General features: G+C 59.4%; 21 protein-coding genes, 3 tRNA genes and 1 riboswitch. Of the genes, 3 read left to right on the forward strand and 21 right to left on the reverse strand.

What is annotated here, in order from left to right; genetic code table 11:
• Positions 1-200: 200 nt before the first annotated feature.
• Entirely contained in the window at positions 201-527 is a 327-nt protein-coding gene (locus tag BW686_RS17475; RefSeq protein WP_002554423.1) for an Arc family DNA-binding protein, read from the forward strand.
• A 172-nt stretch (positions 528-699) separates the two neighbouring features.
• Here the strand turns inward: BW686_RS17475 and mgtE are convergent, their stop codons facing one another.
• Positions 700-2,142 (reverse strand): magnesium transporter, encoded by a 1,443-nt coding sequence (gene mgtE, locus BW686_RS17480; protein ID WP_084918797.1) that lies wholly within the window; start codon positions 2,140-2,142, stop codon positions 700-702.
• Between the two features lie 324 nt (positions 2,143-2,466).
• Between mgtE and bamE the strand changes: the two genes are divergently transcribed.
• On the forward strand, positions 2,467-2,958 hold the full coding sequence (gene bamE / locus BW686_RS17485; RefSeq protein WP_084918902.1) for an outer membrane protein assembly factor BamE domain-containing protein: 492 nt from the start codon (positions 2,467-2,469) through the stop codon (positions 2,956-2,958).
• A gap of 43 nt (positions 2,959-3,001) precedes the next feature.
• On the opposite strand, the gene BW686_RS17490 is transcribed toward bamE, so the two are convergent.
• The 7 genes from BW686_RS17490 to ltaE all read right to left on the reverse strand — a co-directional run bounded on the left by BW686_RS17490 (position 3,002) and on the right by ltaE (position 8,966).
• Positions 3,002-3,078 (reverse strand) — tRNA-Arg (locus BW686_RS17490).
• Positions 3,079-3,165: 87 nt separating this feature from the next.
• A tRNA-Arg gene (locus BW686_RS17495) sits at positions 3,166-3,242 on the reverse strand.
• Between the two features lie 109 nt (positions 3,243-3,351).
• Positions 3,352-3,442, reverse strand: a tRNA-Ser gene (locus BW686_RS17500).
• A gap of 62 nt (positions 3,443-3,504) precedes the next feature.
• A complete protein-coding gene (gene csrA / locus BW686_RS17505; protein WP_002554426.1) occupies positions 3,505-3,693 on the reverse strand; it encodes a carbon storage regulator CsrA in 189 nt (62 codons plus the stop codon).
• Between the two features lie 172 nt (positions 3,694-3,865).
• The gene (locus tag BW686_RS17510) at positions 3,866-5,098 is read right to left on the reverse strand and encodes an aspartate kinase (RefSeq protein WP_084918798.1); all 1,233 of its coding nucleotides are present in this window, start codon (positions 5,096-5,098) and stop codon (positions 3,866-3,868) included.
• Between the two features lie 93 nt (positions 5,099-5,191).
• Entirely contained in the window at positions 5,192-7,816 is a 2,625-nt protein-coding gene (alaS, locus tag BW686_RS17515) for an alanine--tRNA ligase (protein WP_084918799.1), read from the reverse strand.
• Between the two features lie 145 nt (positions 7,817-7,961).
• Positions 7,962-8,966, reverse strand: a complete 1,005-nt coding sequence (gene ltaE, locus BW686_RS17520) for a low-specificity L-threonine aldolase (protein ID WP_084918800.1) — start codon at positions 8,964-8,966, stop codon at positions 7,962-7,964.
• Positions 8,967-9,179: 213 nt separating this feature from the next.
• A riboswitch (FMN riboswitch) is annotated at positions 9,180-9,346 on the forward strand.
• A gap of 126 nt (positions 9,347-9,472) precedes the next feature.
• Between ltaE and BW686_RS17525 the strand changes: the two genes are divergently transcribed.
• Entirely contained in the window at positions 9,473-9,985 is a 513-nt protein-coding gene (locus BW686_RS17525) for a 6,7-dimethyl-8-ribityllumazine synthase (RefSeq protein ID WP_005746300.1), read from the forward strand.
• A 109-nt stretch (positions 9,986-10,094) separates the two neighbouring features.
• Here the strand turns inward: BW686_RS17525 and astE are convergent, their stop codons facing one another.
• From astE to BW686_RS17595, 13 genes are all read right to left on the reverse strand, one after another.
• Positions 10,095-11,102 carry a succinylglutamate desuccinylase gene (gene astE / locus BW686_RS17530; RefSeq protein ID WP_084918801.1) on the reverse strand — a complete coding sequence of 336 codons (1,008 nt, stop codon included), beginning with the start codon at positions 11,100-11,102 and terminating at the stop codon, positions 10,095-10,097.
• 11 nt (positions 11,103-11,113) lie between these two features.
• On the reverse strand, positions 11,114-11,401 hold the full coding sequence (locus BW686_RS17535) for a topoisomerase II (RefSeq protein ID WP_084918802.1): 288 nt from the start codon (positions 11,399-11,401) through the stop codon (positions 11,114-11,116).
• Between the two features lie 61 nt (positions 11,402-11,462).
• A complete protein-coding gene (gene astB / locus BW686_RS17540; protein WP_084918803.1) occupies positions 11,463-12,809 on the reverse strand; it encodes an N-succinylarginine dihydrolase in 1,347 nt (448 codons plus the stop codon).
• A gap of 49 nt (positions 12,810-12,858) precedes the next feature.
• Positions 12,859-14,328: a succinylglutamate-semialdehyde dehydrogenase gene (astD, locus tag BW686_RS17545; protein ID WP_179149300.1), complete on the reverse strand. Its 1,470-nt coding sequence runs from the start codon at positions 14,326-14,328 to the stop codon at positions 12,859-12,861.
• On the reverse strand, positions 14,325-15,350 hold the full coding sequence (gene astA, locus BW686_RS17550; RefSeq protein WP_084918805.1) for an arginine N-succinyltransferase: 1,026 nt from the start codon (positions 15,348-15,350) through the stop codon (positions 14,325-14,327). Before astA ends, astD begins: the two co-directional genes overlap by 4 nt.
• A gap of 63 nt (positions 15,351-15,413) precedes the next feature.
• Positions 15,414-16,445 (reverse strand): arginine/ornithine succinyltransferase subunit alpha, encoded by a 1,032-nt coding sequence (gene aruF, locus BW686_RS17555; protein WP_084918806.1) that lies wholly within the window; start codon positions 16,443-16,445, stop codon positions 15,414-15,416.
• A 132-nt stretch (positions 16,446-16,577) separates the two neighbouring features.
• The gene (locus BW686_RS17560) at positions 16,578-17,795 is read right to left on the reverse strand and encodes an aspartate aminotransferase family protein (RefSeq protein WP_084918807.1); all 1,218 of its coding nucleotides are present in this window, start codon (positions 17,793-17,795) and stop codon (positions 16,578-16,580) included.
• A 235-nt stretch (positions 17,796-18,030) separates the two neighbouring features.
• Positions 18,031-19,023, reverse strand: a complete 993-nt coding sequence (gene argR / locus BW686_RS17570; protein ID WP_084918808.1) for a transcriptional regulator ArgR — start codon at positions 19,021-19,023, stop codon at positions 18,031-18,033.
• A 136-nt stretch (positions 19,024-19,159) separates the two neighbouring features.
• Positions 19,160-19,924, reverse strand: a complete 765-nt coding sequence (locus BW686_RS17575; protein ID WP_084918903.1) for an ABC transporter ATP-binding protein — start codon at positions 19,922-19,924, stop codon at positions 19,160-19,162.
• A gap of 22 nt (positions 19,925-19,946) precedes the next feature.
• A complete protein-coding gene (locus BW686_RS17580; RefSeq protein ID WP_084918809.1) occupies positions 19,947-21,059 on the reverse strand; it encodes a M14 family metallopeptidase in 1,113 nt (370 codons plus the stop codon).
• 1 nt (position 21,060) lies between these two features.
• On the reverse strand, positions 21,061-21,759 hold the full coding sequence (locus BW686_RS17585; RefSeq protein WP_084918810.1) for an ABC transporter permease: 699 nt from the start codon (positions 21,757-21,759) through the stop codon (positions 21,061-21,063).
• Positions 21,756-22,445: an ABC transporter permease gene (locus tag BW686_RS17590; protein WP_002554442.1), complete on the reverse strand. Its 690-nt coding sequence runs from the start codon at positions 22,443-22,445 to the stop codon at positions 21,756-21,758. Before BW686_RS17590 ends, BW686_RS17585 begins: the two co-directional genes overlap by 4 nt.
• A 108-nt stretch (positions 22,446-22,553) precedes the next feature.
• Entirely contained in the window at positions 22,554-23,330 is a 777-nt protein-coding gene (locus BW686_RS17595) for an ABC transporter substrate-binding protein (RefSeq protein WP_084918811.1), read from the reverse strand.
• Between the last annotated feature and the right edge of the window lie 122 nt (positions 23,331-23,452).

The following is a 23,452-nucleotide window of genomic DNA, read 5'->3' on the forward strand; positions in this document are numbered from 1 at the left end:
TTTCCGACAATTAGTACTGGCTAAACGCCTCCACCTGAGTCAATATTTGTCACAGAATTGACGCCAAGGATTCGACGTATTGCGGCATTATGTTGGCCCTTGGATTCGCGGTTGAACATTTGACCAAAACGACTGTCTGACAATGACAATCTTGCGGCCACTTGCTAGAACCGCTCCCCCTGAACTAACCGGTTAAATATATGAGCCCTATGAAACAGGCTACTTATTCCAGCCGCACGGCTGACAAGTTCGTCGTTCGCCTACCAGACGGCATGCGTAATCGCGTGCAAGAGGTAGCCAAGAATCATCACCGCAGCATGAACTCGGAGATCATTGCCCGTCTCGAACAAAGTCTGATTCAGGAAGGTGCTCTCGGCGACGAGCCAAGCCTGCGCCTTGACAGTCCTGAGCTGTCCCTGCACGAACGCGAACTGCTGCAACGTTTTCGTCAGCTGTCGCATCGTCAACAGAACGCCCTTGTTTCGCTGATTGCCCACGACACGGAACTCGCTTCCGAAGAGTCTTGAGATTTAGCGTAAACGACCAAAGGCCAGCGAAAGCTGGCCTTTTTTTGTTGTAGTATTTTTCTTACTTAACGGTAGGTTTTGTTAACGAGTGCAGTAATACAATGATGTGTCCGGGAATAAAAAACCGCCTGTTTATGGCGGTTTTTTAGTTTAAAGGGTTTTAAAAGCCGACTTAGAGCAAGAAGATTGTCGCCAGCCCGAGAAAGATGAAGAACCCGCCACTGTCGGTCATCGCCGTAATCATGACGCTTGCGCCCATTGCAGGGTCCCGCCCCAAGCGCGCCAGCGCCATCGGAATCGAGACACCCATCAGCGCAGCCAGCAGCAGATTGAGCGTCATGGCCGCCGTCATCACGACGCCAAGCGACCAACTGCCATACAGCATGTAGGCGACAACACCAATCACCCCACCCCATAGCAAGCCATTGATCAGGCCGACCGCCAGCTCCTTGCGCAGCAACCGGGCGGTATTACCTGTATTGACCTGATCAAGCGCCATCGCGCGCACGATCATGGTGATGGTCTGATTACCGGAGTTACCACCGATGCCGGCCACGATCGGCATCAGCGCAGCGAGTGCCACCAGCTTCTCGATGGACCCTTCGAACAGACCGATAACCCGCGACGCTAGGAATGCGGTGACCAGGTTGACCGCCAGCCAGGCCCAACGGTTACGCAGCGAGCGCCATACAGAAGCGAAGATGTCTTCTTCTTCCCGCAGACCCGCCATGTTGAGGACTTCGTTTTCGCTTTCCTCACGAATCAGGTCGACGATTTCATCGATGGTCAGACGGCCGATCAGCTTGCCATTCTTGTCCACGACGGGCGTGGAGATCAGGTCGTAACGCTCGAAGGCCTGCGCGGCGTCATAAGCATCATCTTCAGGGTGGAAGCTGACCGGGTCGCTGGCCATGACTTCGCCGACCTGTTTTTCCGGGTCGTTGACCAGCAGACGCTTGATCGGCAGCACGCCCTTGAGCACGCCCTCGGAATCAACCACGAACAGTTTGTCGGTATGACCGGGCAGCTCTTTGAGCCTGCGCAGGTAACGTAATACGACCTCAAGGCTGACATCCTCACGGATCGTCACCATCTCGAAGTCCATGAGTGCGCCGACCTGGTCTTCGTCGTAAGACAAGGCAGACCGCACACGCTCGCGCTGTTGGGAATCCAGCGCTTCCATCAGTTCATGAACGACGTCGCGGGGCAACTCGGGAGCCAGGTCAGCCAGTTCGTCGGCGTCCATGTCCCGTGCCGCCGCGAGCAACTCATGATCATCCATGTCGGCGATCAGGGTTTCACGAACGGAATCGGATACTTCAAGCAGAATGTCGCCGTCGCGATCGGCCTTGACCAGTTGCCAGACGGTCAGACGGTCTTCCAGAGGCAAGGCTTCGAGGATATAAGCGACGTCAGCAGAGTGGAGGTCTTCGAGCTTGCGCTGCAGCTCGACGAGGTTCTGCCGGTGGACCAGGTTTTCTACGCGGTCCTGATGCTGACCTTCCTGACGGTGGGTCAGGTCTTCAACAATACGCTGGCGCTGCAGCAGATCAACAACCTGAGCCAGGCGATCCTGCAAGCTTTCCTGCGTCTTCTTTACTTCTCTTTCGGTCATAGGCGAACTCCACTCCCAGCAGCAGAGCACGCCGGGAGATCAATCAGTTAATTCATGATTGTCAAAAAACACTATTGAGTTACGACTGGGTAAGTCCATGGAGGTATTCCACAAGCCCCGGCGGGGCTGACGGGCGCAATGATACACCGCTTTGAGCGAAGCGCACGCGAGAAATTCAGCTTATAACAACCGTTTGCAGCGCAAAGTTGCAAGCTTGCGTGAAGCGACGAGGGCTCGACGTCACATCCAGCCAACAAATCACGCTGGTTCCGGCAAAAGGCCGCCGCTAGGCTCTCACGACACTCAGTCATGGAGGACCTGATCATGCGCGCCATCATTCATTTACCATTATGGAGCACCCTGCTTTGCCTGCCGGCCCACGTCACCGCCAATAGCGTTCAACGCTGCGAGGATGCAGCCGGAAAGATTACATTCACCACCCTGGGCTGCCCGGCAGGCCAAACCAGCCGAATACAGAACGCCTTCAATGCGCCGCCCGGAAGCCACATCGACTTACTTCCGCCAGGAAACACCCGGGAGCCTGCGCGTCGAAAATCAGCAGAAAAGGAATTGGTGGTGGTCGGCACACGTGACGACGGCTGCGGTAATCGCCTGAGCGCAGAACAGCGCCGAGCAGCCATCATCAATCAGCGCACACCGCCCGGCATGACACAGCGTGATGTCGAAAGCCTGCTGGGGCGCCCGGACAAAGTCACCAACCGCAATGGCGAGCTGCATTACGAGTACCACCTGAAGAAAGGCCGCAGCAACAAAGTGACGTTCGACGAAAACGGATGCGTTAAAGGAAAACGCTAGAAAGCAAAAAGCCCACATCTTTCGATGTGGGCTTTTCGTTGTATGGTGCACTCGACAGGATTCGAACCTGTGACCGCTCGGTTCGTAGCCGAGTACTCTATCCAGCTGAGCTACGAGTGCATGGGTATTTTTAGACCAGATCACTTCTGGTTGAAGCCAGTTATCGGAAACCTTGTAATTGCTTACAGTGATTCAAACAACTTTAAATGGTGCACTCGACAGGATTCGAACCTGTGACCGCTCGGTTCGTAGCCGAGTACTCTATCCAGCTGAGCTACGAGTGCATGTGTTGGTGCCGCGCATTATAGGTCGTCAAATTGCTTTGTCAATCACTTTTTCTAGTAAATTCAACAACTTACCGATCAAGCTCAATCTGACGCACTACATAAATAATGGCGGAGAACGGGGGATTCGAACCCCCGACACCCTTTTGAGGTGTACTCCCTTAGCAGGGGAGCGCCTTCGGCCACTCGGCCAGCTCTCCGCAACACGGGGCGTATAATAACCACCCTTTTCCCCGTTTGCAAACCAAAAATTCAATAAAAATTAATGGCTTGGTTCTTCGTCCTTCTCTTTCTTGATGCGAAGGTAGATCTCTTCACGGTGGACAGCGACTTCCTTGGGCGCATTGACACCAATTCGCACCTGATTACCCTTTACACCGAGCACGGTGACGGTGATTTCACCGTCACCGATGATCAGGCTTTCCGCGCACCGACGAGTCAGAATCAGCATACTTTTCTCCTTACGCCTTTATTCAGGGACAACAGTCTGCAAAACCTATGGGCAATGGCCAGTAGCAAAACGCCATAACCATTACCTGTGTATCGACTTACGCAAAGAAAACATCAGCCTTTCTGCGCAGTACCCGAAAGGCGCGGTCAGACCGCGCCCTTCGACGGCAGCATCACTCACCCTGCCGAGGAGCATCCAGCTCAAACGCCGTGTGCAAAGCGCGCACAGCCAACTCCAGATACTTTTCTTCAATGACCACGGAAACCTTGATCTCGGACGTGGAGATCATCTGAATATTGATGCTCTCCTTGGCCAGGGCTTCGAACATGCGGCTGGCAACACCTGCGTGTGAACGCATGCCGACACCGACGATGGACACCTTGGCGATCTTGGTGTCGCCGGAAACTTCACGTGCGCTGATCTCGCGCGCGGTTGTTTCAAGCACCTGCAAGGCCGCCTGGTAATCGTTGCGGTGGATCGTGAAGGTAAAATCGGTGGTGTTATCGTGCGAGACATTCTGCACGATCATGTCCACTTCGATATTCGCCGCACTGATCGGGCCGAGAATCTTGAACGCCACGCCGGGGGTGTCTGGCACGCCACGGATGGTCAGCTTGGCTTCATCGCGATTGAAAGCGATGCCGGAAATGATCGGCTGTTCCATGGATTCCTCTTCATCAATGGTAATGAGGGTGCCCGGCCCCTCTTTGAAGCTGTGCAGAACGCGCAGCGGGACATTGTATTTGCCGGCGAACTCGACCGCACGGATCTGCAACACCTTGGAGCCGAGGCTGGCCATTTCCAGCATCTCTTCGAAGGTGATCTTGTCCAGACGCTGAGCCTGCGACACCACACGCGGGTCGGTGGTGTAGACACCGTCGACGTCGGTGTAGATCTGGCACTCGTCAGCCTTCAGCGCAGCCGCCAGCGCCACACCCGTGGTGTCAGAGCCGCCACGCCCCAGCGTTGTGATGTTGCCGTTCTCATCGACGCCCTGGAAACCGGCGACCACCACCACCCGACCCGCTTTCAGGTCGGAGCGGATCTTCTGGTCGTCGATCTGCAGAATGCGCGCCTTGTTGTGCGCGCTGTCGGTGAGAATACGCACCTGATTACCGGTGTAGGACACCGCAGGCACGCCGCGCTTCATCAGCGCCATCGCCAGCAACGCGATGGTCACCTGTTCACCCGTGGAAACGATCACATCCAGCTCACGGGGAACCGGCTGGTCGCTGATCTGCCTCGCCAGCTCGATCAAACGGTTGGTTTCGCCGCTCATGGCAGACAGGACGACCACCAGATCGTCACCCGCCTCGCGGAATTTCTTGACCTTGTCAGCCACCTGCTCGATGCGCTCGACAGAGCCCACGGAGGTGCCTCCAAATTTCTGTACGATTAAAGCCATCTCAAAGCCGCCTCAAAACCCGTTAAGAGCACCCATTGACATTCGAACCCTCTGGCAGCGCCCGCCGTCAATCGACGGGCCTGCGGATTCGACTCAGATTCCCTGCGCTACAAAAGGAACGGCCAGTGCCAATGCTGCATCCAGCGCGCCTGCATCGACACCACCGCCTTGAGCCATATCAGGACGACCGCCGCCTTTACCACCGACAGCGGCGGCCGCCTGTTTCATCAAATCACCGGCTTTGAGTTGGCCAGTCAGGTCCTTGGTCACGCCTGCGACCAAGACAACCTTGTCTTCATGAACACTGCCGAGCAGGATCACTGCGCGGCCGAGCTTGTTCTTCAACTGGTCGACAAGCGCCAATAGCGCCTTGCCGTCCTGACCATCCAGGCGCGTGGCCAGAACCTTGACCCCTTTGACATCCTGCGCGGCAGACGACAGGTCGTCACCGGCTGCGCTGGCTGCCTTGGCTTGCAGTTGTTCCAGTTGCTTTTCCAGCAGACGGTTGCGCTCAAGCACCGCCGTCAGCTTGTCCAGCAGGTTGTCGCGATTGCCTTTGACCAGCGTCGCGGCTTCCTTGAGTTGATCTTCGGCCGAATTCAGCCAGGCCAGCGCGGCTGCACCGGTGACTGCTTCAATACGGCGCACGCCAGCAGCAACGCCGCCTTCACTGACGATCTTGAACAGCGAAATGTCACCCGTGCGTTTGGCATGAATGCCACCACACAGCTCGACGGAGAACTCGCCGCCCATGCTCAGTACCCGAACGCTGTCGCCGTACTTCTCGCCAAACAGCGCCATTGCGCCTTTCTTTTTGGCGGTTTCGATGTCGGTTTCTTCAGTCACCACCGGCGTGTTTCTGCGAATCTCGGCGTTGACGATATCTTCCAGCGCACGCAGTTGGTCAGGCTTGATCGCCTCGAAATGGCTGAAGTCAAAGCGCAGACGCTGACTGTCGACCAGCGAGCCTTTCTGTTGAACGTGATCGCCCAGCACCTGACGCAGTGCTGCGTGCAGCAAATGAGTGGCCGAATGGTTCAATGCGGTTGCATTGCGCACCTCGTCGGACACCTGAGTGTCCACCTGCACGCCGACGCTCAGGCTGCCGGACGCCACAACGCCGTGGTGCAGAAATGCACCGCCGGTCTTGGTGGTGTCGCTGACGTCGAAGCGCACGTCACCGGCCAGCAGGAAACCGCTGTCGCCGATCTGGCCGCCCGACTCCGCATAGAACGGCGTGGTGTCGAGGATCACGACGCCCTCTTCGCCTTCGTTCAGGTGCGTGACCGATTGACCTTCTTTATACAAGGCAACAACGCTGGCGCTGCCCGTGGTCGCCGAGTAACCCGTGAACTGAGTGGCCACATCCACTTTGACCAGACTGTTGTAGTCCATACCGAACGAACTGGCGGAACGGGCGCGCACACGCTGGGCGTTCATTTCGCGCTCAAAGCCCTCTTCGTCCAGCGTCAGATTACGCTCGCGGGCGATGTCGCCGGTCAGGTCCATCGGAAAACCGTAGGTGTCGTACAGCTTGAACACGACTTCGCCAGGAACCACGGTGCCCTTCAGATCCGCCAGGTCCTGTTCAAGGATTTTCAGCCCCTGCTCGAGGGTCTTGGCGAACTGCTCTTCTTCGCCTTTCAGCACGCGCTCGATGTGCGACTGCTGTTGCACCAGCTCGGGGAACGCAGAACCCATCTCGGCAACCAGCGCGGCCACGATCTGATAGAAGAAGCTGCCTTTGGCACCGAGCTTGTTGCCGTGACGGCACGCGCGACGAATGATGCGGCGCAACACGTAGCCACGGCCTTCGTTGGACGGCAGCACACCGTCGGCGATCAGGAAACCGCACGAGCGGATATGGTCCGCCACAACTTTCAGCGAAGCCTGATTGTCGTTGCTGCAACCAATGGCCTTGGCCGACGCAGTCAGCAGGCTCTGGAACAGGTCGATTTCGTAGTTGGAATGCACGTGCTGCAGAACGGCACTGACACGCTCAAGGCCCATGCCGGTATCCACCGACGGCGCCGGCAGCGGGTGCAGCACGCCATCGGCAGTGCGGTTGAACTGCATGAAAACGTTGTTCCAGATTTCAATGTAACGGTCGCCGTCTTCTTCCGGCGAACCCGGTGGGCCGCCCCAGATTTCCGGGCCATGATCGAAGAATATCTCGCTGCAAGGACCGCAAGGGCCGGTATCGCCCATGGTCCAGAAGTTGTCGGACGCATAAGGTGCGCCCTTGTTGTCGCCGATACGGACCATACGCTCGGCAGGCACGCCGATCTCTTTGGTCCAGATGTCGTAGGCTTCGTCATCGGTGGCGTAAACAGTGACCCAGAGTTTTTCCTTGGGCAGGTTCAGCCACTTCTCGGAGGTCAGGAAGGTCCAGGCGTAGGTGATGGCATCACGCTTGAAGTAGTCACCGAAGCTGAAGTTGCCCAGCATTTCAAAAAAAGTATGGTGACGAGCGGTGTAGCCGACGTTTTCCAGGTCGTTGTGCTTGCCGCCGGCACGCACGCATTTCTGACTGGTCACGGCACGGGTGTAAGCGCGCTTTTCCTGGCCCAGGAAGCAATCCTTGAACTGGTTCATGCCTGCGTTGGTGAACAGCAGGGTCGGGTCATTGCCCGGGATCAAGGAGCTCGACGCGACACGGGTGTGGCCTTGCTCTTCGAAGAAGCCAAGGAAGGCTTCACGGATTTCTGCGCTTTTCATAGGTTCTTCCACGGAGACTGCGGCCAGAGGCAATTGCATACCGTCATACTGACGTTGCGACGGCAAAGGGCCGCATTATATAGGCGTTGCGCCCTCGGTACAGTGTGTTTGTGCGATAGAAACAAGTAACTTGACGCCCGGCCTGTCATGAGCGGTCGAACGCTGCGAACGCATCGACGACCTGCTCCACCTGCGCACGCGAAATATTCAGGTGGGTGACCATGCGCAGCCGGGACGCAGCGGTCAGCACGATGCCGCGTTCGGCGCAGAACGCCTTGAGTGACGCGGCATGATCACCGACCTGCACATAGACCATGTTGGTCTGAACAGGCTCGACGCTATAGCCCAGCCCGCTCAGCCCCTCGGCAAGGAGCGCCGCATTCGCATGATCGTCGGCCAGCCGCGCGACCTGATGATCCAGCGCATACAGCCCGGCTGCTGCCAGGCCGCCCGCCTGACGCATGCCGCCACCGACCATTTTGCGCAAGCGGCGAGCCTTGGCGATCAGCGGCTGCGAACCGCATAGCACCGAACCAATCGGCGCACCCAGGCCTTTGGACAGGCACACCGAGACGGAATCGAAGTGTCGGGTAATCTCCCGCGCCTCGACGCCCAGCTTGACCACTGCGTTGAAAAGACGGGCGCCATCCAGGTGCAACGCCAGGCCTTTTTCCAGCGTCAACGTGCGCGCCGCGGCCAGGTACTCCAGCGGCAAGACTCTGCCCTGCATGGTGTTTTCAAGTGCCAGCAAACGCGTGCGGGCAAAGTGAAAGTCATCCGGCTTGATGGTGTCGAGTACCTGCTGCAGGCTCAGCGAACCGTCTGCCTGCACGTCCAGCGGCTGAGGCTGGATCGAACCGAGAACGGCCGCGCCGCCGCCCTCGTATTTATAGGTATGGGCCAGTTGACCAACAATGTATTCGTCACCGCGCTCACAGTGCGCCATCAGCGCCAACAGATTGCTCATGGTGCCGGACGGAACAAACAAGGCGGCGTCGAACCCGAGGCGCTCGGCAAGCGTCGCCTCAAGCAGATTGACCGTCGGGTCCTCACCGTAAACATCATCGCCCACAGGCGCATGCGCCATGGCGTCGAGCATGCCTACCGTGGGCAGAGTCACTGTGTCGCTGCGCAAATCGATGACAGTCACAAAAAAGCTCCCTGAAATTCGAAGATCGATAATGCATGCAACCTTTGGCTTGCAACAAGGCATTACTGAGGCTGAGGCACATGATAATCAAGCGCCGTCGCTCTCGATACTCCGCGTCCTTATAAGAAAAAGGCAGGAGTACCGTACGAAAGTGTCCATGCATGATCAGAAGATCTGTGATAAAAATCCCGCGCCGGCCACGAAATGTGACGGCAACGTTCTCAGGGCGGGGTGCAATTCCCCACCGGCGGTAATGGCGCGCAATGCGTCTAGCCCGCGAGCGCTTGGGGGTCGAGGCTTTGGCTGACGACCTGCAAGGTCAGCAGACCCGGTGTGATTCCGGGGCCGACGGTCATAGTCCGGATGAAGAGAGAGCGGGATTGGTGTCAACAAGAACGTCTGTAAAACCTCCCCATGAACGACCTCGTTCAGGAGGCTTTCCTACGCGACTTGAATCCCTTTCGATCCAAATGCCCTGTTTTTTTCATAAACAGGAGTCAGAACACGTGCAACCCACCGCAATCGACAGCAAGAGCAAAAGCCATCCAAACGAACGCGTCGCTTTTATCCAGGCCTGCTGGCACAAGGATATTGTCGATCAGAGCCGTAAAGGGTTCATCGCCGAAATGGCCAACCACGGCTACGCCGAAAGTGACATCGACATCTTTGAAGTGGGCGGCGCCTTTGAAATCCCGCTGCATGCAAAACTGCTGGCCAATACCGGCCGCTACGCCGGTATTGTCGGCGCTGCGCTGGTGGTGGACGGTGGCATTTATCGCCACGAATTCGTCGCGCAGTCAGTGGTCAGCGCGTTGATGCAGGTCCAACTGGAAACCGAAGTACCGGTTTTCTCGGTGGTCCTGACACCGCACCACTTCCATGCGGGCGAAGAGCACCAGAAGTTCTTCTTCGATCACTTTTCGCACAAGGGCGAAGAAGCGGCCAAGACCTGCGCGGACACCCTGAACAAGGTCCGCAGCCTGCGCCGCCTGGATGCACAACAAAAAGCGGCCTGCTGAAACACGTAGCAGCGGCACGGGAGGTGTTCGTCAGAACGACTCTCGTTCCGCACGTTGTAAAGAGGACGCGGAGCTTCGCACGCTAGTTGCAGCGCACTGGCTCGCCAAGTCAGCCAAGCCCCTCAGCATCAGCCGGCACAATCAGAATCCCCGCCCGCAGGCCGTTTTTGACCTTCGGGTTGGGGAAGATGATTCTTGCGCCCTCTTCTTCCACCACCCAGCGTGAATCACTCACGTCTTCAGCCAGCACGTAGCCTTTTTCCAGTTCAGAGAAGTTCTCGACGTCATCCGCCAGGTTGAAACTGAATGCATCGCTGCGCTTGATGACTTCCCGCGCCACGCTGAACAGTTGCAGGCCTTCCAGTTGCTCATCCAGTTCAGGCTCGGTGCCTTCGATGATCTGCTCCAGACGCAAACGCAACGGCGCGAGGTTCACCTGCTGGTTGTGGCCGAACGGCCTGGCCTTGCCGAGTTCAAGCGTGAAAGCCTCGGCCCCCAATTGTTCATAAGTGTAGGCGCTGAACACAATGGATGGCTTGTTCTGCAGCAGCACCGCACTCATGCCCGCAGCACGCAACCGGGCCAGTTCGCGACGCGAGTGCTGACGGCCTTGTTTCCACGGGTACAGCGCAAATTGCTCGATCTTCGAGCCACGAATCGCGGTGTGCAGATCGTAATGCAGGCGATAGCGGTCCGGCACGCTGAAGAAGCTGGCGGCCAGCCGTTCCAGCTCGCATGCGCGCAACGCTTCCACACCGCCACTTTGCTCGTGACGACCGTTGAACAGTCGGTTGACATCCTGCTCGACAAAGCGCGTGCCGCGGCGCATGGCATCAGGGTTGCCGAACAGGAACAGAATACGGGCGCGCGGTTTCAGATCGCCACGCGCGAGGCTGCGGATCAGCTCATCCAGCAGCTCGATGGGCGCCGTCTCGTTGCCGTGAATACCGGCGGACAACAGCAGATCAGTGCCATTGTCCCGCGCCTCTGGCGGACGGACTTCAAGAGCCCCTTCGCTCAGCCATCGCATGCGCACGCCTTCGACGGTCAGTTGAGTCTTTTCCGCCGGCTCACGCCCGGCCAGGGTCAGTTCAAGCAGTTTGCCGAGGGCGAGCATGGCGGGCGTCCTCAGTGGTTGCAGTCAGGGCCGTGAACGTGACCGTCTTCTTCAGCGCCGATGTCGGCCGGCTCCATTTCCAGTTGCAGGCTGACCAGATTGGTCGCCAGCGGACGCAGCAGCAGGTTGGCGTATTCGGCATCGTCTTCTTCGACGTCAACGCCGATCAGCAGCTGGCCACGGCCATCCTGCTGAATCCACAGTTCCTTGCCCTGCCAGATCACGGCAACGCGGGTGCAGGACGTTTCCAGCTGGGTGCCGTCGGTGTCTTCAAGGATCAGTTGCAGGGCGTCGCTCATGTTGGAATGCTCTCTCTAAAGGAAATCGTGCGTCGGGCGTTTGCCCGGCGCGCAAGGTGTTTCAATTCAGTTGAAAGGGATAAACAGCGCCCAGTTTAAGGATTTGCGTCAGTTCATCCAATGCTGTCCGGCACTCGGTCAGCAATTGCGGATCGGCCAGGTCGTTTTCACTCATGCGATCACGGTAATGCCTGTCGACCCATTGCGTCAGTGTTTCATAAAGCGGAGCCGTCATGATCACGCCCGGATTCACCGCCGCCAGCTCGGCTTCCTTGAGTGCCACACGCAAACGCAGGCATGCCGGGCCACCGCCGTTCTGCATGCTTTGCTTGAGGTCGAACACCTTGACCTCGACCACCGGGCCCTGGTCGGCGATGAGCCGCTGCAAGTACCCCCAGACGTTCGCATTGGCCTGGCACTCCTGAGGCACGATCAGCACCATCGAGCCATCGGGGCGTGACAGTAATTGACTGTTGAACAGGTACGAGCGCACCGCGTCCTGAACCGAAACGTCGGCACGCGGCACGCAGACAGGCCGTAATTGCCCGCCCGCTCGGCCCAGCTTTTCGCGCAGTTCGCCGAGCAGCCGCTCGGTATGGAGGAAGGCGTCCTCGTGATAAAACAGCACCTCGCCATTACCGACCGCAATCACGTCGTTGTGAAACACGCCCTGATCGATCACGGCAGGATTTTGTTGCCCGTAGACGACGCCCTCTTCACTCAGGCCGTGCAGACGGGCAACGGCTCGTGACGCCTCAAGGGTCTGGCGGGCCGGGTATTTCTGTGGCGCCGGGTAGCGGGTGTCGAAGGCGCTGCGCCCAAACACAAAGAACTCCACACCGGCCTGGCCGTAATCCGCGCAGAAACGGGTGTGGTTGGCTGCCCCTTCGTCACCGAACTGCGCGACTGGGGGCAACGCCGGATGATGAGCAAAGTGCTTCGCATCAGCAAACATCGCTTCCAGCACACGACGGGTGGTCGGGTGTTCGATGCTGCGGTGGTATTTGCAATTGAGGTTGGCCGCGGTGAAATGCACACGACCGTCAGCGGTGTCGGCACTGGGGCTGACCGTCGCCGCGTTGGCCACCCACATGCTCGACGCCGAACAGCTGGCAACCAGCAGCGGCATGTCCTGGCGGGCAGCCTTTTCGATCACCTGCGCGTCGCTGCCGGTGAAACCCAATTGCCGCAGACCGGCAACGTCAGGACGTTCCTGAGGCGCGAGCACACCTTGAGTAAAACCCAGGTCCATCAGCGCTTTCATTTTCGCCAGACCCTGCAGCGCCGCTTCACGCGGGTTCGCGCACTGCTGGCTGTTGCTTTGAGAGGCAACGTTACCGTAGGACAACCCGCCATAGTTGTGGGTTGGCCCGACCAGACCGTCAAAATTCACTTCACAGGACTTCATCGGTAAGGCTCCGTGGATCTGTTTTTATAAGCAATCGTGGCGCACACGGTCAGTTCAGTCGGAGGCCGGGCGTCAATGCCGCCGGCAAGGTCAGGCTGCCGGTTTCCAGCGAAGCAACCGGGTACGCGCAGTAATCAGCGGCGTAATAAGCGCTGGCCCGGTGATTCCCCGACGCCCCGACGCCGCCGAACGGCGCGCTGCTGGCGGCTCCGGTCAACGGCTTGTTCCAGTTGACGATACCGGCGCGGCTTTGCAGCCAGAACTGTTGATAGCGCGCGTCTGAATCAGACAGCAAACCCGCCGCCAGACCGTACCGTGTAGCGTTGGCTTCAACGATGGCTGCATCGAAATCGGCGTAGCGAATCACTTGTAACAACGGGCCGAACAGCTCTTCGTCCGGCCTGTCCGGCACAGCGCTGACATCGACAATCCCCGGCGTCAGCAGCGCCGCGCCGGGTTGCGGCTGGCGCATTTCCAGCAACGTCACGGCACCATTGCCCAGCAGACTGCGCTGGGCGTCAAGCAAGGCACGCGCCGCCTCGAGCGAAATCACCGAGCCCATGAACGGTGCTGGCTGTTGATCGAAAGGGCCGACTTCAAGGGTCGCGCTGACAGCCACCAGGCGAGCCAGCAAGGCATCACCCCAGTCGCCTTCCGGCACCAGCAGGCGACGCGCACAGGTGCAACGCTGGCCTGCGGAAATGAATGCCGACTGAATGATCGCGTAGACCGCAGCGTCGATGTCCTGAACCTGATCGACCACTAGCGGATTGTTGCCGCCCATTTCCAGCGCAAGGATCTTGTCCGGATGCCCGGCAAACTGGTGGTGCAGCGCATTGCCTGTACGGCTCGAACCGGTGAAGAACAGCCCGTCGATGCCGGGATTGGCCGCCAGTGCGATACCGGTTTCACGACCACCTTGCAGCAGGTTCAGAACCCCGGCAGGCAGCCCGGCTTCGATCCAGCACTTCACCGTCAGTTCGGCGACTTTCGGCGTCAGTTCGCTGGGCTTGAACAGGACCGTGTTGCCAGCCAGCAACGCCGGGACGATATGACCGTTAGGCAAGTGACCGGGAAAGTTGTATGGCCCGAATACCGCGACCACGCCATGTGGCTTGTGGCGCAGCACCGCCGTGGCATCGCCGAGCGGGCCGCTTTTTTCGCCGGTTCTTTCGCGATAGCTCTGCACTGAAATGGCGATCTTGTTGACCATGCTGGTCACTTCAGTCGCCGATTCCCACAACGGCTTGCCGGTTTCCTCACCGATGCAATGCGCCAGTTCATCTGCATGCTGTTTGAGGCTGGCCGCAAAAGCTTCCAGCACCACAACGCGCTGATCCAGCGAGCGAAGCGTCCAGCCGGGAAACGCCTGACGTGCAGCCTGCACCGCCTGTTCGACCTGTTCTGCCGTGGCACCTTGCCCGGACCACAGCGTGTGCTGGGTCACCGGGTTCAACGAATTGAACAACTCGCCCTGCCCGTCGCACCAGGCACCTGCGATATACAGCGTATTCATCAAACGCCCTCCCGCGCCACAGACAAAGGCACTGCACGGACATTGTCGCCAGCGCTCATGCGCAGGCGCTTGGCGGTTTGCGGGGCCACCACCAGTGTGCCGGCAGCAAAGCGCGCAGCGCCGACGGTGACGCGGCAATCTTCACGTTTGCGGTTGTAGATCAGAAACTGCGGGGCGTCATCGCCCGGGGTGCCGATGGCCAGCACCAATGCCTGACTGTCCTTCACGGCGCGGATCTTGCCGGTTTCGCACTCGATGGCCGGGCCGGCATCGAAGATGTCGACATAACCCTGATACGAAAAGCCCTCACCCTTGAGCATGGTCAGCGCAGGCTCGGTGTCGGCGTGTACGCGCCCGATCACGTTACGTGCGTCTTCGGACAGAAAGCAGCTGTACAGCGGAAACTTGGGCATCAGTTCAGCGATGAACGCTTTGTTGCCCACGCCGGTCAGGTAGTCGGCCTGGCTGAATTCCATTTTGAAGAAGTGTCGCCCGAGACTTTCCCAGAACGGCGAGCGGCCGTTCTCGTCGGACATGCCGCGCATCTCGGCAATGATCTTGTTGCCGAACAGTGCCGGGAATTCAGCGATGAACAACATGCGCGCCTTCGACAGCAGGCGACCGTTGAGGCCGTTGCGCGAATCGCTGTGCAGAAACAGCGAGCACAGTTCGGAATTGCCGGTCAGGTCGTTGGCCAGAAACAGCGTGGGGATTTCCCGGTAGATGTTCAGTTCTTGCGATGCGCTGACCGTGAGGCCCACCCGGTAGTTGTACCAAGGTTCGCGCAGGCCGACCGCCCCGGCGATGGCGGAAATGCCGACCACCCGGCCGTCGTCGTCTTCGAGCACAAACAGATAATCAGCGTCACCGCGCTCGGCTTCGCCGCGAAACGTCTTTTCAGCCCAATCGACACGGTGCGCCAGACGTTGCTCATTGGCAGGCAGCGTCGTCAGACCGGCGCCGGTGCTGCGCGCCAGCTCGATCAACGCGGGCAGGTCGCTGCTGCGTACGGGACGAACGATCATGTTATCTCCTCAGCGGCTCATCGAGAGCCTTGAAACTCGCTAATCAGCAATCGAACGTCTGGCTCAGACCGCGACGATCCGCACACTGGCACCTTCACCCACGCCCAGCGCATCGGCGGCCTGCACACTCAGCACCACCGGCCGGCCCGGCGCCCAATCCAGTTCCAGCAATACTGCGCGGTAATCCTGCAGCAGCCCGTTGGCAACCAGATACAGCCGCCCGCCTGTACCGACATCGCTGCTGTTCGCTGTCTCGACCTTGACCGGCACCAGACGGCTCTGGGCGATAGAACGAATGCCGGACACCTTGGCATGCAAGGTCGGGCCACCGTCGAAAATATCGATGTAGTGATCGGTTTCAAAGCCTTCGCGCATCAGGATATCGAAGGTGATCTGCGCCCGAGGATGCACCTGGCCCATCGCCTCCTGCGCAGCATCGGGCAGCAAGGGCACGTAGATCGGGTAATGCGGCATCAGCTCGGCGAGGAAGGTCCGGCTTTTCAGCCCGCACAGGCGCTCGGCGGCGGCATAGTTGAGGTCGAAGAAGTTGCGCCCGATGGCATCCCAGAACGGAGAGTCGCCCTGTTCGTCGCTGTAACCGACAATCTCGGTGACCACCGAATCGGCAAAGCGCTCGGGGTGACTGGCAACAAACAGCAAGCGGCCACGGGAGTTAAGCTCCGACCAGGACGTGCCCACCAGTTCCGGCACCACGTAGAAACTGGTCAACAGGCTGTTGCCGGTCAGGTCGTGGCACTGGGACAGCACATGAATCTTGTTGTGAATCTTCAGTTCGCGGGAAGCATGCACGAAGGTTTCGTTACGAAAGCTGTAGAACGGCTCGGAATAGCCCGCCGAGGCGACGATGCCCGAGCAGCCCACCAGCTTGCCGTTTTCGCTGTCTTCCAGGACGAAGAAATAGGTTTCTTCACCGTTGAAGCTGACCTCGGCGGCGAAAGACGCCTCCGACGAACCGATCTTGTCGGTCAGACGGCCAGCGTCGTCGGGCAAGGACGTGACACCGATAGGGCTGTCGGCAGCGAGGCGTTGAACCTCGGCCAGATCAGCCATTTGCGCAGGGCGCATTACCAGCATGGTGCCACTCCTTGTAGATCGACCGGTGTCTGCGACCGGCTCTGATGAACGCGCCAGGCAGCGTAATGCTGCACAACGCAGGAAAAGGTACGGCGCCGGCCCGTCAGGCCAGCGCCGGAGACAGCACTCGAATCAGGACGTCAGCTTGGCAATGGCACGCTCGAAGCGGTTCAGGCCCTCCTCGATGTCGGCATCTTCGATCACCAGGCTCGGCGCAAAACGAATCACGTCGGGGCCGGCCTGCAGAATCATCAGGTCCTGAGCTTCGGCGGCGTTGAAGATGTCTTTCGCTTTGCCTTTCCAGGCTTCGGACAGCACGCAACCGATCAACAGGCCCAGGCCACGCACTTCGGTGAATACACCGTATTGCTGGCCGATGCTTTCCAGACGGGTCTTGAACTGCTGATGCTTGCGCTGCACGCCAGCCAGCACTTCAGGCGTATTGATGACGTCGATCACCGCCTCACCCACTGCACAGGCCAGCGGGTTACCGCCATACGTGGTGCCGTGGACGCCAACGGCGAAGTGTTTGGCGAGCTTTTCAGTGGTCAGCATGGCTGCCAGCGGGAAGCCGCCGCCGATGCTTTTGGCGCTGGAGAGGATGTCCGGGGTCACGCCGTAATGCATGTACGCAAACAGATGGCCGCTGCGGCCCATGCCGCTCTGCACTTCGTCGAACACCAGCAGTGCGTTGTGCTCGTCACACAGTTTGCGCGCGCCTTGCAGGTATTCCAGCTGGCCCGGCAAAACGCCGCCTTCGCCCTGAATCGGCTCCAGCACCACGGCGCAGGTCTTGTCTGTCACAGCCGCTTTCAATGCTTCAAGGTCGTTGTACGGAACATGACTGATGCCGGTGATCTTCGGCCCGAAACCATCGGAATATTTCGGCTGGCCGCCGACGCTCACGGTGAACAGGGTACGACCGTGGAAGCTGTTGACCGCGGCGATGATTTCGTACTTCTCCGGGCCGTGCAGATCATGCGCCACACGGCGCGCCAGCTTGAAGGCCGCCTCGTTGGCTTCGGCACCCGAATTACAGAAGAACACGCGCTCGGCGAAGGTCGAGTCCACCAGCTTTTTAGCCAGACGCAGGGTGGGCTCGTTGGTGAACACGTTGGACACATGCCAGAGGTTATTGGCCTGCTCGGTCAAGGCACCGACCAGCGCCGGGTGGCAGTGGCCCAGTACATTGACGGCGATCCCGCCCGAGAAATCCACCAGTTCGCGCCCCGCCTGATCCCAGACCCGGGAACCCGCACCGCGCACAGGGATGAACCCGGCCGGGGCGTAATTGGGGACCATTACCTGGTCGAAATCGGCGCGTTGCACCGCAGCATGCTCAACGGACATCGGAGTCTCCTGATGAGGAACGCCTGCCTGAAACTGGCGAGCGATGGGAAGATTGTAAGGACTGAATTCTGTTCGGCCTTGCCGCCAGGCGACAACTTGTTACAGCGCAAAACCGGGTTTTTTCAAGGTTTTCGGCAATGCGACATATTGCGTCACAAAGGCGCAGTTTAAACGGATTGAAGATGAGTGTCTGGACCAGCGCTGTCGGCACAGCACTTGCGTTGTGACAAGACACTCACCCGCGCTCGGCAGGCACCGGTGAAAGCTCGAACGGGCTGCTGCTGCGTCGCTGGTTGCGGTCTTCACGCGGCGTGGCGCCAAAAAAGTTGCGGTAGGCGCTGGAGAAGTGCGGCCCTGACGAAAACCCGCAGGAAAGGCCGATCTGGATGATCGACTTGCTGGTCTGCATCAGCATCTGCCGTGCCTTGTTCAGGCGCAGTTCGAGGTAGTACTGGCTGGGCACGCGATTGAGGTATTGCTTGAAAATCCGCTCCAGTTGACGGCGCGATACGCACACATGCTGGGCGATTTCATCGGTGGTCAGCGGCTCTTCGATATTGGCTTCCATCAACAGCACCGCCTGGGTCAGCTTCGGATGGCTGGAACCCAGGCGATTCTGCAACGGAATGCGCTGACGCTCGCCGCCCTCACGAATGCGCTCGACCACCAGTTCTTCGGAAACCGCACCGGCCAGCTCGGCACCGTGATCGCGAGACAGCACCGCCAGCAACAGGTCGAGCACCGACATGCCGCCACAGGCAGTCAACCGGTCGCGGTCCCAGTCAAACAGATGGCTGGTGGCAATAACCTTCGGGAAGCGCTCGGCGAAATCATCCTGCCAGCGCCAGTGGACGGCGGCGCGGTAGCCGTCCAGCAAGCCCAACTGAGCCAAGGGATAAACGCCGGCAGACAGCCCGCCTATCGAACAGCCGGACCGCACCAGTTGCTTGAGCGCGCTGCTCAGCGCCGGGGCCACGGACGCAGGCGGCTCATCGGCCAGCAGAAACAGCTTCTGCAAACCCTCCAGTTGCCCGGCCCACGGCTCGCCCGGCAATTGCCACCCACCGGCAATCGGGTCAGGTTCGGCCGCTTCGGCCTGCAGAAACGACAATTCGTAGACCACTTCAGGATGTACGCGCTGAGCAACGCGCAAGGCTTCCTCGGCAAGCGCCAGGGTCAGGGCTTTGGTGCCAGGCCAGACGAGGAAACCTATTCGATGGGCAGTCATTGGGACATCCGTTACGTATTGCCGCAAAAGCCGGGCCTCGGGAAAAAGGCTCGATCTGGAACATCCAGGTCATGTCGCGCGTCGCGCAGCATGACCTGTTCTGCCATAAAAGGGCATCGCTATGCGATGCCGATCGTCACTTGAGGCTGCCGGACAAAAACTGCTGCAAGCGCTCGGTCTGCGGATTGGCCAGCACTTCGCGCGGGTTGCCACGCTCCAGCGCGACACCCTGGTGCAGGAAAACCAGCTGGTTGGAAACTTCACGGGCGAAGCCCATTTCATGAGTGACCACCACCATGGTCCGGCCCTCTTGAGCCAGCCCCTGCATGACCTTGAGCACATCGCCGACGAGCTCAGGGTCGAGTGCCGAGGTCGGCTCGTCAAACAGCATCACTTCGGGTTCCATCGCCAACGCGCGGGCGATTGCCACACGCTGCTGTTCGCCACCGGACATGTGACCAGGGTAGGCGTCCTTGCGATGGGAAACACCAACTTTGGCCAGGTAGTGTTCGGCCTTTTCCAGCGCTTCCTTTTTCGAGACGCCCAGCACATGAACCGGCGCTTCGATGATGTTCTGCAAGGCCGTCATGTGCGACCACAGGTTGAAGTGCTGAAACACCATCGACAACCGCGAGCGCATGCGCTGCAGTTGTCTGGCGTCCGCAGCCTTCAGGCCGCCCTCTTTGTTCGGCACCAGCTTCAACTCTTCATTGTTGAGCAGGATCTTGCCGGCATGGGGCTGTTCGAGCAGGTTGATGCAGCGCAGGAAGGTGCTTTTCCCGGAGCCGCTGGAGCCGATGATGCTGATCACATCGCCCGCTTTGGCGGTCAGGGAAACACCCTTGATCACTTCGTGACTGCCATAGCGCTTGTGCAGATCCTGCACTTCCAGTTTGTTCATGCTTTCGGTTCCCACAGAACGGTCAATCACTGAGCAGACGTCCGTGACGCAGCGCGGTGCGCCCCGCCACTTTGGCCAGCCAGAAGCCGGGTTGAGCGTAACGAAGCCGCTCGATAGCGAACAGCACACCGGCCGTCTTCGCACACAGGGTACTGACCTGATCGGACAGCGGATCGATGACTTCGAACACCGGCTCGCCCACCTCGACCCAGTCACCTGCGGCCCGCAGAAAAGTCACCACGCCGGGATGCGGCGCGTAAATCAGTTCGGTGCCTTCGAACGGCATGCCTTCGCAGGCGTCGTGAGCGGGCTGCGGCCAGTCGCCACTGATGAAACCCTGCTCGGCCAAAAACGCCAGAATACCTTCAGCGTGCGCTTCGGCCTGCGGTTTGCCGGTGTCGGCCTGACCACCCAGTTCAATAGTGGTGGAGAGACAGGCCAGCGGGATTTGTGCCTGCGGAAAGATCCGCGACAGGCGCAGCCAAGGCAGCGAGCAGGCCTCATCGAAGGAACTGCCGCCGGAATCCTCGGCCAGCAGCGCCACTTGAATATTCAGGTGCGCCGACAGCGAGCGCCACTGCGGCCAGTGTTGCGGCAACGCGTACATGTGCAGCGCGGCATCGGCATCGCAATGCAGATCCAGCACGACGTCAGCAATGCAGGCGTGCTTGAGCAGGATGCGCTGCATGCCCTGCAATTCGGATTGCGCGGCGGGCAAACGGTCCAGTGCAGTGGTCATCGCCTGACGAATCAACTGGGTATTGGCACGCGGATCATCGCCCAACTGACCTTCCAGCAACTCGGCGACCGGCTCGCTCAGTTCGGTGAAATCACGATTGAAATTCTTGCCGCTGCCAAACTCGAAACGGCCTTGATGCGCACCTTGCAACAACTGCCCCAGGCCCAGCGGGTTGGCAACTGGCACCAGCTCGACAACGCCTTTGAGCGCGCCCTGCTGCTCCAGCTGAGTCAGGCGTTTTTTCAGTTCCCACGCGGTGCGCATGCCCGGCAGCTCGTCCGCGTGCAGGCTGGCCTGAATATAGGCCTTGCGCTCGCCAGTGCCGAAGCGAAAGACACTGAGCGTGCGTTCGGTGCCGAGGGTGCTCCACGGCAATACATGATCGATTCGTTGCATTTCAGGCCTTCCGTGGGGCGAGATAGCCCAGCCAGCGACGTTCGGCGATCTTGAACAGTCGCACCAGAATGAATGTCAGGCACAGGTAGAAAACGCCTGCGGTGATATAGGCCTCGAAAGGCAGGTAGAACTGCGCGTTGACCGTGCGGGCCGCACCGGTGATGTCGATCAGCGTGACAATGGAAGCGAGGCTGGTGGTCTGCAGCATCATGATCACCTCGTTGCTGTATTGCGGCAGCGCGCGGCGCAACGCCGACGGCAGCAGGATGCGTCGGTACATTTTGGCCTTCGACATGCCCATCGCCCGGGCCGCCTCGATTTCGCCAGCTGGCGTGGCCTTCAGGCTCCCGGCGATGATCTCGGCGGTGTAGGCGCTGGTGTTGATCGTAAACGCCAGACAGGCACAGAACGTCGCACTGGACAGCCAGGGCCACAGGAAGCTCTCGCGCACCGCGTCGAACTGCGCCAGCCCGTAATAGATCAGAAACAGCTGAACCAGCATCGGCGTGCCGCGAATCACGTACGTGTACAGCCAGGCCGGCATGTTCACCCACGGATTTTTCGACACCCGCATCAGGCCCAGTGGCAACGCCGCAAGCAGCCCGAAGAAGAGGGAAATCGCCAGCAACTTCAGGGTGGTCAGCAAACCGCCGAAGTACAGCGGCAGGTTTTCCCAGATCATGTTGTAGTCGAAGATCATAGGTCAGCCGCCCTGACGCCTACCGAGTAGCGTTTTTCGAGATAACGCAAAGCGAGCAGCGACACGCTGGTGATCACCAGGTACATCGCCGCAACCGCCAGAAAGAAAGTGAAGGGTTCGCGGGTGGCATCGGCCGCCTGCTTGGCCTTGAACATCATGTCCTGCAGGCCGACCACGGAAATCAGCGCGGTGGCCTTGGTCAGCACCAGCCAGTTATTGGTGAAGCCGGGTATCGCCAGACGAATCATCTGCGGCACCAGAATGCGGAAGAACACCTTGCCGCTGCTCAGGCCATACGCCATGCCCGCCTCGGCCTGCCCTTTGGGGATCGCCATGAACGCACCGCGAAAGGTCTCCGAAAGGTACGCGCCAAAGATGAAGCCCAAGGTGCAGATACCGGCCAGCAGCGGGTCGAGGTCGATGTAGTCGTCGAAGCCCAGCAGCGGCGCGACGCGGTTGAGCAGGTCCTGACCGCCATAAAAGATCAGCAGGATCAGCACCAGGTCGGGAATGCCGCGAATCACCGTGCTGTACAGATCGCCCAGCCAGGCGATCCAGCGCACCGGAGAGAGGCGCAGTGCCACGCCGATCAGACCGAGAACGATCGCCAGAGCCATCGACGACAGGGCCAGCTGCAACGTCAGCCAGGCACCTTCGAGGATGACAGCTCCGTAACCTTTCAACATGATGTGCGGTCCTCAAGCGTGGAATAAAAAATGGCGCAAGCCAGGGTCTGTCCCGTTTCATCGCGAGCCGCGCTGCCGGGCCTGTTTGCGCCATCTCGTGACGGTGAATTACTTGCCGTAGATGTCGAAGTCGAAGTACTTGTCCTGAATGGCCTTGTACTTGCCGTTGGCGCGGATCGCGGCGATGGCAGCGTTGAGGCGATCGAGGTTGGCCTTGTCACCCTTGCGCACGGCGATACCGATGCCGTCACCGAAATATTTCGGGTCAGTGAACGATGGCCCTACAAACGCGTAGCCCTTGCCGGAGTCGGTTTTCAGGAAACCGTCCTGCAGCAGCGTTGCGTCGGCCACCGTGCCGTCCAGACGGCCTGCGCCGATGTCCAGGTAGATTTCGTTCTGCGAACCGTACGGCGTCACGATCACGCCTTCCGGGGCCAGAACCTCACGAGCAAAACGCTCATGGATCGAGCCGCGCTGCACGCCGATCTTCTTGCCCTTGAGTTCGGCGAGGCTGTCGCTGACCGTGGTGCCTTCCTTCATCACCAGGCGCGCTGGCGAGTTGTAGTACTTGCCAGTGAAATCCACTGACTTCTTGCGGTCGTCGGTGATGGACATCGACGACAGGATTGCGTCGATCTTGCGTACTTTCAGTGCCGGGATCAGGCCGTCGAATTCCTGCTCGACCCACGTACACTTGACCTTCATTTCTTCACACAGCGCATTGCCGATGTCGTAGTCAAAACCGACGATACTGCCGTCCGGTGCCTTGGAAGCGAACGGAGGGTAAGCCGCTTCGATACCGATTTTCAGCGGTTTTTCGTCAGCGAAGATCGGCTGCGCGAGGACGGACAGCGCCATCGCACCAATAAGCATGAGCTTTTTCATTTCCAGGACTCCATCGGTAAAGCACGACAAGTGGCAAAGTGAGCAAGCGCCCACTGTGCGAAAGGACAATCTCGGGGAAAGCGACGTCAAGCGCGTGACACCGCTTTGGCGGCTCACAGACC

The sequence above is a fragment of the Pseudomonas syringae genome (assembly GCF_002157375.1).
Lineage (GTDB): Bacteria > Pseudomonadota > Gammaproteobacteria > Pseudomonadales > Pseudomonadaceae > Aquipseudomonas > Aquipseudomonas syringae_T.

What these genes read in the sequence shown, in the direction of transcription:
- aruF (WP_084918806.1), bottom strand. Translation starts at nt 16,445, where the DNA reads ATGCTGGTAATGCGCCCTGCGCAAATGGCTGATCTGGCCGAGGTTCAA.
- alaS (WP_084918799.1), bottom strand. Translation starts at nt 7,816, where the DNA reads ATGAAAAGCGCAGAAATCCGTGAAGCCTTCCTTGGCTTCTTCGAAGAG.
- BW686_RS17560 (WP_084918807.1), bottom strand. Translation starts at nt 17,795, where the DNA reads ATGTCCGTTGAGCATGCTGCGGTGCAACGCGCCGATTTCGACCAGGTA.
- argR (WP_084918808.1), bottom strand. Translation starts at nt 19,023, where the DNA reads ATGACTGCCCATCGAATAGGTTTCCTCGTCTGGCCTGGCACCAAAGCC.
- BW686_RS17595 (WP_084918811.1), bottom strand. Translation starts at nt 23,330, where the DNA reads ATGAAAAAGCTCATGCTTATTGGTGCGATGGCGCTGTCCGTCCTCGCG.
- astA (WP_084918805.1), bottom strand. Translation starts at nt 15,350, where the DNA reads ATGATCGTTCGTCCCGTACGCAGCAGCGACCTGCCCGCGTTGATCGAG.
- BW686_RS17590 (WP_002554442.1), bottom strand. Translation starts at nt 22,445, where the DNA reads ATGTTGAAAGGTTACGGAGCTGTCATCCTCGAAGGTGCCTGGCTGACG.
- BW686_RS17585 (WP_084918810.1), bottom strand. Translation starts at nt 21,759, where the DNA reads ATGATCTTCGACTACAACATGATCTGGGAAAACCTGCCGCTGTACTTC.
- BW686_RS17510 (WP_084918798.1), bottom strand. Translation starts at nt 5,098, where the DNA reads ATGGCTTTAATCGTACAGAAATTTGGAGGCACCTCCGTGGGCTCTGTC.
- BW686_RS17535 (WP_084918802.1), bottom strand. Translation starts at nt 11,401, where the DNA reads ATGAGCGACGCCCTGCAACTGATCCTTGAAGACACCGACGGCACCCAG.
- csrA (WP_002554426.1), bottom strand. Translation starts at nt 3,693, where the DNA reads ATGCTGATTCTGACTCGTCGGTGCGCGGAAAGCCTGATCATCGGTGAC.
- astE (WP_084918801.1), bottom strand. Translation starts at nt 11,102, where the DNA reads ATGCTCGCCCTCGGCAAACTGCTTGAACTGACCCTGGCCGGGCGTGAG.
- mgtE (WP_084918797.1), bottom strand. Translation starts at nt 2,142, where the DNA reads ATGACCGAAAGAGAAGTAAAGAAGACGCAGGAAAGCTTGCAGGATCGC.
- bamE (WP_084918902.1), top strand. Translation starts at nt 2,467, where the DNA reads ATGCGCGCCATCATTCATTTACCATTATGGAGCACCCTGCTTTGCCTG.
- BW686_RS17575 (WP_084918903.1), bottom strand. Translation starts at nt 19,924, where the DNA reads ATGAACAAACTGGAAGTGCAGGATCTGCACAAGCGCTATGGCAGTCAC.
- BW686_RS17475 (WP_002554423.1), top strand. Translation starts at nt 201, where the DNA reads ATGAGCCCTATGAAACAGGCTACTTATTCCAGCCGCACGGCTGACAAG.
- astB (WP_084918803.1), bottom strand. Translation starts at nt 12,809, where the DNA reads ATGAAGTCCTGTGAAGTGAATTTTGACGGTCTGGTCGGGCCAACCCAC.
- BW686_RS17580 (WP_084918809.1), bottom strand. Translation starts at nt 21,059, where the DNA reads ATGCAACGAATCGATCATGTATTGCCGTGGAGCACCCTCGGCACCGAA.